Here is a 9,090-nt window from a genome sequence, read left to right as displayed (position 1 = left end):
GTCACGGGCCGGAGCCGGGGGCGGGCGAGGAGCGGGCCATGGCGTCGATGAAGGCCCGTTCGACGTCGCTGGTGGACAGCACGCCGTAGATCTCGCCGGTCTCCTCCACCACCAGGTACTCGGTGGCGGGGGTGGCCCGCAGGTGGTCGAGCAGCCCTTCGCCCGTGAGGTCGGCGGGCAGCCGCATGCCGTCGGCGAGGTCCTGGGCCAGCGCGCTGACCGCCACCCAGGGGCGGCGGTGCTGGGGAACGCCCGCGATGCCCGCCTCCCGCACCACGGCCACGGGAGTGCCCTCAGCATCGACGACCACCAGGGCGCGCGCGCCCGCGTCGTTGGCCCGGCGCAGGGCCTCGGACAGCGGTGTCTCGCCGGTGACCGGTACGGCCCTGCGGGTGAGGGCCCTGGCGTTGAGCGCGGGCAGGCGCTCGCGGAGCCTGGCCATGCGCAGGCTGTTGCCCGCGCCGGTCCAGATGATGGCGGCGAGGATGGCCGCGAGCAGCGCGTCGGTGAGGGATTCGAGGCCGGTGAACGACTCGCGGTCGGTGACCGAGCCCATGTGGGTGGCGAGCGGGAAGCCGATGAGCACCGCGACGGCCAGGACGCGCCCGCACCAGGCCGCGGCGACGGTCCCCGTCATGGGGCTGCCGGAGAGCTTCCAGACCACGGCGCGCAGCATCCGGCCGCCGTCGAGCGGCAGCCCGGGGAGGAGGTTGAACGCGGCGACGATGAGATTGGAGATCATCAGGCCCGCCAGCAGCACGCCGGGGACCGTGCCGGACTCGACGGGGAGCAGCGCGATCGCGAAGACGCCGGCCAGGACGAGGGAGAGGAGCGGGCCCACCCCGGCGAGGACGAATTCGCGGCCGGGGGTCTGGGACTCCTTCTCGATCTCGGAGACCCCGCCGAAGAACTGGAGCTGGATGCGGCGGACGGGCAGGTCGAAGCGGAGGGCGGCGAAGGTGTGGGCCAGCTCGTGGACCAGCACCGAGGCGTAGAAGGCGACGGCGAAGAAGAGGGCGACGAGATACCGGCCGCCGCCCAGGTCGGGCAGCACGCGGTCCAGCTGGTTGCCGAAGAACCAGGTGATCAGCGCGGCGACCAGGAACCAGCTGGGCGCGACATAGACGGGGACCCCGAACACGCGGCCCATCAGGATGCCGCCGCCCGCCTCTTTCCCCTTCTCCTTCTCCGTGGGGCGCTGCGGGTGGTCCTCCGGGGCTTGTCCGCCTCCGGAACGCGGCGTCCGGTCGTCGTCCGAGTCTCCCACCAGTTCCCCTCGTTGCCTCGCGCCCGATCACGCCGTGCGTGAGGGCCCGGAGTCGATGGTATGCCGCCGACTGTCAGTGACGCGCCGTAGGGTTCGCTCCATGACTGGGTCCACCGCCACGCCTCCCGACTCGCTCTCCCCGTCCAGGGCCGCCGATTTCATGCAGTGTCCCCTGCTTTACCGCTTCCGGGTGATCGACAAACTGCCCGAGGAGCCGAATGCGGCGGCGACGCGGGGGACGGTCGTGCACGCCGTGCTTGAGCGGGTGTTCGACGTGCCGGCGGAGCAGCGGAGCGCGCGGCGGGCCCGTTCGCTGGTGGTGGGCGAGTGGGAGCGGCTGCTGGGCCGGCGGCCCGAGCTGGCACGGCTGTTCACCGGCACGGGCGAGGACGGCGCGGAAGGTGAGGACGGCGCGGAGGGCGAGGGCGGTGGGGAGGCCGCGGAGATCGATCCGGCGCGGCTGGCGACGTGGCTGGCCGAGGTGGAGGGGCTGGTCGAGCGGTGGTTCTCGCTGGAGGACCCGACGCGTCTGGAGCCGGCGGAGCGCGAGCTGTTCGTGGAGACGCGGCTCGACTCCGGGCTGCGGCTGCGCGGGGTCATCGACCGGGTGGACATCGCGCCCAGCGGTGACGTCCGCATCGTCGACTACAAGACGGGGAAGGCGCCGCGCTCCGAGTACGCGGGGGGCGCGCTCTTCCAGATGAAGTTCTACGCGCTGGTCCTGTGGCGGCTGCGGGGGGCGGTGCCGCGGCGGCTCCAGCTCGTCTATCTCGGCAGCGGGGACGTGCTGACGTACGACCCGCAGGAGGCGGACCTGCTGAGCGTGGAGCGCAAGCTGCTGGCGTTGTGGGAGGCCATCAGGCGGGCGACCGAGACGGGCGACTGGCGGCCGAGCCGCGGGCGGCTGTGCGACTGGTGCGACCACCGGTCGCGCTGCCCGGAGTTCGGCGGCACTCCCCCGCCGTATCCGCTGATGATCCAGCCGCGGCTGCCGGTCGACGAGGGGGAGCCGGCCGGTGCGACGGAGGCGGCGCCGGTGCCGGGGGCACCGTGAGTGAGAATGGTGCGGGTCCTGGGCGACTCGCGCCCGCGCTCCCGACCGAAGGGTCTCCCCGTGCTGCCGATCCGCGTCCTGCTGGTCGATGACCAACCGCTGCTGCGCACCGGTTTCCGCATGATCCTCGAGGCGGAGCACGACCTGGCCGTCGTCGGTGAGGCCGGGGACGGCCTCCAGGCCCTCGACCAGGTGCGGGCGCTACAGCCCGACGTGGTGCTGATGGACATCCGCATGCCGCGGATGGACGGCGTCGAGGCGACCCGGCGGATCACCGGCCCGGCGAAGGACGGCCCGGCCAAGGTGCTGGTGCTGACGACGTTCGACCTGGACGAGTACGTGGTGGAGGCGCTGCGTGCGGGGGCCAGCGGGTTCCTGCTGAAGGACGCGCCGGCCGCGGAGCTGGTGCAGGCCATCCGCGTGGTGGCCGCGGGCGAGGCGATGCTCGCCCCCAGCGTCACACGGCGGCTGCTGGACATGTACGCGGGCAAGCTGCCCTCCGGCGAGGAGGCGGTGCCCGACGCGCTCCAGACCCTGACGGATCGGGAGGTCGAGGTCCTGAAGCTGGTGGCGCGCGGCCTGTCGAACGCGGAGATCGCCGCGGAGCTCTTCGTCAGCGAGACGACGGTGAAGACGCATGTCGGGCACGTCCTGACCAAGCTGGCGCTGCGCGACCGGGTGCAGGCCGCCGTCTTCGCCTATGAGAGCGGCCTGGTGCGCCCGGGAAGCTGACCCGGGCTACTCCTCCGGCGTCTTCAGGATCTCCCAGAAGCGGAAGACCGTCGAGGCGTCCAGGGTCCACTGGAGGCCGTCGATGTTCTCGGCGGCGATGGCGTACTGCCTGCCCTGCCACAGCGGGATCAACGGCAGGTCCTCGGCGACGATGTCCTGGAGCGTCGAGTAGTCCTCCACGGTCCTGGCGCGGTCGCTCTCCTGCTCGGTGCGCGGGATGAGCTCCTCGGTGATCCGGGGCGACTCGTAGTTGTTCTCCAGGATGTTGCCCTCGCCGAAGAACGGGGCCGTGAAGTTGTCCGGGTCGGGGTAGTCCGGCACCCAGCCGCGGACGTACGCGCCGTAGTCGCCGCCTGCAACGCCCTCGGCGAACTCGTCGGCGGGGACGCTGCGCACCGTCGCGTCGAACAGGCCGCTCTCGTTGAGCTGTCCCGCGAGGTATTCGAAGGCCGCCTCGGTGTCCGGGCCGAATCGGGCCGGGGTCACCCACAGGGTGAGCTCCACCGGCTCGGTGAAGCCGGACTCGCGCAGCGCGTCCTCGGCGAGGTCGGGGCGCGGGACGTCGCCGTAGGTGTCGAAGAAGGCCGTGTTGTGGCCGGTGATCCCCGCGGGGACGATCGAGTAGAGCGGCTCGGCGGTGCGCTGGTAGACGTCGCGCGTCAGGGTGGAACGGTCGATGAGGTGGGCGATGGCGCGGCGCACGCCCGGGTCGCCCGTGACGGGGTCGTCCATGTTGAACACGAGGTGCTGGACCTCGGCGCTGCTGCCGTCGACGACCTTGACGCCGCCGTCGCCGTCGAGGGTCGAGCTCTCCAGGTCGGCGATGTCGCTCGCGGCCAGGCCGCGGTAGGCCACGTCGACCTCGCCGCCCTCCACGGCCTGCTTCAGGGCCTTCTGGTCGCCGTTGAAGAGACGCAGGGTGACCTCGGAGTTCTGCGCCTCGGCGGGGCCCTGGTACTCCTCGTTCACGGCGAAGACGGCCTCGCCCTCGGAGTAGCTCTCCAGCGTGTAGACGCCGGAGCCGACCGCCTCGCCGTCGGTGCGCAGCTCGTCGGACGGGTACTCGCGGTGGTCGACGATCGAGCCGGCGCCCGAGGCGATCTTCTGCGGGAAGGTCGCGTCGGGCTGGGTCAGGTGGAAGGTGACCGTCGTGTCGTCCGGCGTCTCTATTCGGTCGATGGACGACAGCAGCACGGCGGGCCCGTTCGGGTCGTTGATCCGCAGCGTCCTGTCGAACGAGTACTTGACGTCCTGTGAGGTCAGCTCGTGGCCGTTGGTGAACGTCAGACCGTCGCGCAGCGTGCAGGTGAAGCGCTGGCTGACCCGGTCGGTGAAGCCGCACTCCCTGGCGGCCTCGGGCTGGGGCTCGGTGCCGCCCGGCGGGAAGCTGAGGAGGGACTGGAAGACGTTGTTGAAGACCAGCCAGGAGCCCGGGTCGTACCCGGAGGCCGGGTCCGTCGCCAGCACCTCGTCGGTCATGCCGACCACGACCGCGACCCCGTCTCCGGGCTCCTCGTCGTCGGTGAGACCACATCCGGTGAGCAGAAGGGCCGCGGTCCCCAGCATCAGGGGGAACCGCGCCCACGCAACACGTCGTCTCACGTGTTTTCCTCATCGTCTCGCTGCGGGACAGACCGCACTGACCCTAGTCGGCCGTAACCCCGTTCCCCAGGTGAGAAACATCACGGCCGGGGCGGGCAGCCGACGAGGGGGGCAAGGGGGCGGCCACCACGGAGCGCAGGAGGGCGAGGTCCACCTTCTCCAGCGAGTCCACGACGGTGCGTCCGGCGACGGCCGGGATGGGGGCCACGGACGGAACCGCCACCACCCGGCAGCCGGCGGCCTCGGCGGAGGCGACGCCCGTGGCGGTGTCCTCGACGGCCACGCAGCGCTCCGGGGCGGCGCCCAGGCCCCTGGCGGCGGTGAGGTACGGGTCGGGGTGGGGCTTGGTGCGCTCCAGCTCGTCGCCCGCGACGGTGAGCGCGAAGTGCTCGGCCCCGAGGGAGGCCAGCATGCGGTCGATGACGACGCGGTGGGAGGCCGAGACCAGGGCGGTGGGCACCCCGTGGGCGGCCAGCTCGGTGAGCAGCCGCCGGGCGCCGGGCATCAGCGGCACGCCGCGGTCCAGGCGGCGCAGGAACCCCGCGTTGAGCAGGACGCGCAGCTCGTCCATGGTGATGTCGGCGCCGGTGACCTCGATGAGGTACCCCGCGCTGCGGGTCATGGGGCCGCCGACCACCACCTGGCGGTGCTCGTCCGCCAGGTCATGCCCGAGGGCGCCGAACACCTCGACCTCGGCGTCCCACCAGAAGCCCTCGGTGTCCACCAGCGTGCCGTCCATGTCCAGGAGCACGGCCTGTGGGCCACCGCCTGAGCGGGCTCTGGTGTCGACGGCGGGCAGGGAACTCGTCATCCGCGCACACCTCCACTAGGAGCGAGCAGGCCGGCCGCCCCGGGTGGGGGCGGCCGGCCTGTACCGGACCGATCAGTCTACGTCGGCGTGCTGTGAGCCGCCCGCTCTATATCACCCACACGGGTTAGCGGGCGTTGAAATAGTTGGCTTCCGGATGGTGAAGGATGATCGCGTCCGTGGACTGCTCGGGGTGCAGCTGGAACTCCTCGGAGAGCGTGACGCCGATGCGCTCGGACGCCAGCAGCTCGGCGATCTTCGCCCGGTCCTCCAGGTCGGGGCAGGCCGGGTAGCCCAGCGAGTAGCGGCAGCCCTGGTACTCCGTGCGGAACATCCCGTCGAGCCCGGCCGGGTCCCCGGCGGCGATGCCGAGGTCGGCGCGGATCCGGGCGTGCCAGTACTCGGCCAGGGCCTCGGCGAGCTGGACGGAGAGCCCGTGCAGCTCCATGTAGTCGCGGTAGGCGTCGGCGGCGAACAGCTCGGCCGTGGCCTCGCTCACCCGGGGGCCGATGGTGACGGTCTGGAGGGCGACGATGTCGGTCTCCCCCGACTCGGCGGGGCGGAAGAAGTCGGCCAGGCACAGCCGCCGGCCCCGGCTCTGGCGCGGGAACGAGAAGCGGGTGCGCTCCTTGCCGTCCTCGTCCAGGATCACCAGGTCGTCGCCCTCGGCGTGGCAGGGGAAGTAGCCGTGGACGACGGCCGCCTCCAGCAGGTTGTCCGTGTGCAGCCGGTCCAGCCAGCCGCGCAGCCGGGGCCTGCCCTCGGTCTCGACGAGCTCGGCGTAGTCGGGGCCCTCCCCCGTCCTGGCGCCCTTCAGGCCCCACTGCCCCTTGAAGAGGGCACCCTCGTCGAGCCACTCCGCGTAGTCCTTGAGCGGGATGCCCTTGACGACGCGGGTGCCGCTGAACGGGGCGGCGGGGATGGGCACGTCGGTGGCGGTCTCGGAGCGGGCGGGGACCTGCTCGGCGGCCGCGTCCTCGGGGCCGGGCGCGGCGCGCCTGGCGACGCGGCGCTGCTTGAGGTCGGGGAGGGTGGCGCCGGGGACGCCGCGCTTGACGGCGACGAGGGCGTCCATCAGCCGCAGCCCCTCGAAGGCGTCACGGGCGTACCTGACCTCGCCGCTGTAGATCTCGTGGAGGTCCTGCTCGACATAGGCGCGGGTGAGGGCGGCGCCGCCGAGGATGACGGGGTAGTCGGCCGCCATGCCGCGGCGGTTGAGCTCCTCCAAATTCTCCTTCATGATCACCGTGGACTTCACCAGCAGCCCCGACATCCCGATGACGTCGGCGCGGTGCTCCTCGGCCGCGTCGAGGATCGCGGAGACGGGCTGCTTGATGCCGAGGTTGACGACGTTGTAGCCGTTGTTGGTCAGGATGATGTCGACCAGGTTCTTCCCGATGTCGTGGACGTCGCCGCGGACGGTGGCCAGCACGATGGTGCCCTTGCCGCCCTCGTCGGCCTTCTCCATGTGCGGTTCGAGGTGGGCCACGGCCGCCTTCATCACCTCGGCGGACTGGAGGACGAACGGGAGCTGCATCTGCCCGGAGCCGAAGAGCTCGCCGACGACCTTCATCCCGGCCAGCAGCGTGTCGTTGACGATCTTGAGGGCGGGCCGCTCGGTCAGGGCCTCGTCGAGGTCGGCCTCCAGGCCCTTGCGCTCGCCGTCGATGATCCGTCGCTGGAGCCGCTCGTCCAGGGGCAGGGACAGCAGTTCCTCGGTCTTGCCCGCCCGCATGGACTTCGCGTCGACGCCCTCGAAGAGCTGGAGGAATCGCTGGAGCGGGTCGTAGCCCGGCCTGCGCCGGTCGTAGACGAGGTCGCGGGCGACCTCGACCTGCTCGGCCTCGATCCGGGCGATGGGCAGGATCTTCGCGGCGTGCACGATGGCGGAGTCGAGCCCGGCGCGCACGCACTCGTCGAGGAAGACGGAGTTGAGCACGAGGCGGGCGGCCGGGTTGAGGCCGAAGGAGATGTTGGACAGGCCGAGGGTGGTCTGCACCTCGGGGTGACGGCGCTTGAGCTCCCTGATGGCCTCGATGGTGTGGACGCCGTCCCGGCGGGACTCCTCCTGCCCGGTACAGATGGTGAAGGTCAGGCAGTCGATGATGATGTCGGACTCGGCCACGCCCCAGGTGCCGGTGAGGTCGGCGATCAGCCGCTCGGCGATGGCGATCTTGTGCTCGGGGGTCCTGGCCTGGCCCTGCTCGTCGATGGTGAGGGCCATCAGCGCGGCGCCGTGCTCCGTGGCCAGCCGGGTGACCTTGGCGAAGCGGGAGTCGGGGCCGTCGCCGTCCTCGTAGTTGACCGAGTTGATCACGGCCCGGCCGCCCAGCTTCTCGAGACCGGCCTCCAGCACCGGGAGCTCGGTGGAGTCCAGCACGATGGGCAGCGTGGAGGCGGTGGCGAACCGCGCGGCCAGCTCGGCCATGTCGGCGGCGCCGTCCCGGCCCACGTAGTCCACGCACAGGTCGAGCATGTGGGCGCCCTCGCGGATCTGCCCGCGCGCCATCTCGACGCAGTCGTCCCAGCGGCCCGCGAGCATCGCCTCGCGGAACTTCTTCGAGCCGTTGGCGTTGGTCCGCTCCCCGATGGCGAGGTAGGAGGTGTCCTGGCGGAACGGGACGGTCTGGTAGAGGGAGGAGGCGCCGGGCTCGGGGCGCGGGTCGCGGGCGGCCGGGCGCAGGTCCCTGGCGCGCTCCACGACCTGGCGCAGGTGCTCGGGCGTGGTGCCGCAGCAGCCGCCGATCAGGGACAGGCCGAACTCGCCGATGAACGTCTCGTGGGCGTCGGCCAGTTCGCTCGGGCCGAGCGGGTAGTGGGCGCCGTCCTTGCCGAGCACCGGCAGCCCGGCGTTCGGCATGCAGGACAGCGGCACCCGGGCGTGGCGGGAGAGGTAGCGCAGGTGCTCGCTCATCTCGGCCGGGCCCGTGGCGCAGTTGAGGCCGACCATGTCGATGCCCAGGGGTTCGAGCGCCGTGAGCGCGGCGCCGATCTCGGAGCCGAGCAGCATGGTGCCGGTGGTCTCCACGGTGACCTGGACGATCAGGGGCAGGTCGGTGCCCGTGGCGGTCAGGGCGCGGCGGGCGCCGAGCACGGCGGACTTGGTCTGGAGGAGGTCCTGGCTGGTCTCCACGAGCAGCGCGTCGGCGCCTCCGGCGATCAGGCCCTCGGCGTTGCGCTGGTAGGCGTCGCGCAGGGCCGGGTAGCCGATGTGGCCGAGGCTCGGCAGCTTGGTGCCGGGGCCCATGGAGCCGAGGACCCAGCGGAGGCGGCCGTCCTTCCGGGTGAATGTGTCGGCGGTCTCTCGGGCGATCCGGGCGCCGGCGGTGGACAGCTCGGCGATGCGCTCGGGGATCTCGTACTCGGCGAGGGCGGAGAGGTTGGCCCCGAAGGTGTTGGTCTCGACGCAGTCGACGCCGGCCTCGAAGTAGGCGTGGTGGACGGAGCCGACGATGTCGGGACGGGTGGCGTTGAGGACCTCGTTGCATCCTTCGAGCTGCTCGAAGTCGTCCAGCGTCGGGTCCTGGGCCTGGAGCATCGTCCCCATGCCCCCATCGGCGACGACGACGCGGGAGGCGAACGCCTCACGCAGGGCGGCGGCTCGCTCCGCCTGGGGGACGGCGGGGG

At 72.0% G+C, this 9,090-nt stretch carries 6 protein-coding genes; 2 read left to right on the top strand and 4 right to left on the bottom strand.

The features are described from left to right. Window position 1: 1 nt before the first annotated feature. Window positions 2-1,267 (bottom strand): site-2 protease family protein, encoded by a 1,266-nt coding sequence (locus ADY01_RS27740; RefSeq protein WP_049578995.1) that lies wholly within the window; start codon window positions 1,265-1,267, stop codon window positions 2-4. 100 nt (window positions 1,268-1,367) lie between these two features. On the opposite strand from ADY01_RS27740, the gene ADY01_RS27735 reads away from it, so the two are divergent. Both ADY01_RS27735 and ADY01_RS27730 read left to right on the top strand, forming a co-directional pair. Beyond that, a complete protein-coding gene (locus tag ADY01_RS27735) occupies window positions 1,368-2,321 on the top strand; it encodes a RecB family exonuclease (RefSeq protein WP_234320436.1) in 954 nt (317 codons plus the stop codon). Window positions 2,322-2,384: 63 nt separating this feature from the next. Beyond that, window positions 2,385-3,053: a response regulator gene (locus ADY01_RS27730; protein WP_049578997.1), complete on the top strand. Its 669-nt coding sequence runs from the start codon at window positions 2,385-2,387 to the stop codon at window positions 3,051-3,053. A 6-nt stretch (window positions 3,054-3,059) separates the two neighbouring features. Here the strand turns inward: ADY01_RS27730 and ADY01_RS27725 are convergent, their stop codons facing one another. The 3 genes from ADY01_RS27725 to metH all read right to left on the bottom strand — a co-directional run bounded on the left by ADY01_RS27725 (window position 3,060) and on the right by metH (window position 9,055). Next, window positions 3,060-4,655, bottom strand: a complete 1,596-nt coding sequence (locus tag ADY01_RS27725) for an ABC transporter substrate-binding protein (RefSeq protein ID WP_420715747.1) — start codon at window positions 4,653-4,655, stop codon at window positions 3,060-3,062. A 43-nt stretch (window positions 4,656-4,698) separates the two neighbouring features. Then, window positions 4,699-5,466: an HAD family hydrolase gene (locus ADY01_RS27720; RefSeq protein WP_049578990.1), complete on the bottom strand. Its 768-nt coding sequence runs from the start codon at window positions 5,464-5,466 to the stop codon at window positions 4,699-4,701. Between the two features lie 124 nt (window positions 5,467-5,590). Then, window positions 5,591-9,055: a methionine synthase gene (metH, locus tag ADY01_RS27715; protein ID WP_063784381.1), complete on the bottom strand. Its 3,465-nt coding sequence runs from the start codon at window positions 9,053-9,055 to the stop codon at window positions 5,591-5,593. Between the last annotated feature and the right edge of the window lie 35 nt (window positions 9,056-9,090).

Origin of the sequence: Streptomyces sp. SBT349, from assembly GCF_001083795.1 — a bacterium.
Taxonomy (GTDB): domain Bacteria; phylum Actinomycetota; class Actinomycetes; order Streptomycetales; family Streptomycetaceae; genus Streptomyces.
The sequence above is the reverse complement of the archived record's forward strand: the minus strand, read 5'-3'. Positions and strand labels throughout refer to the sequence as shown.

Bases quoted from the DNA above. Each gene is read 5' to 3' on its own strand.
- ADY01_RS27735 (WP_234320436.1), top strand. From the start codon at position 1,368: ATGACTGGGTCCACCGCCACGCCTCCCGACTCGCTCTCCCCGTCCAGG.
- ADY01_RS27720 (WP_049578990.1), bottom strand. From the start codon at position 5,466: ATGACGAGTTCCCTGCCCGCCGTCGACACCAGAGCCCGCTCAGGCGGT.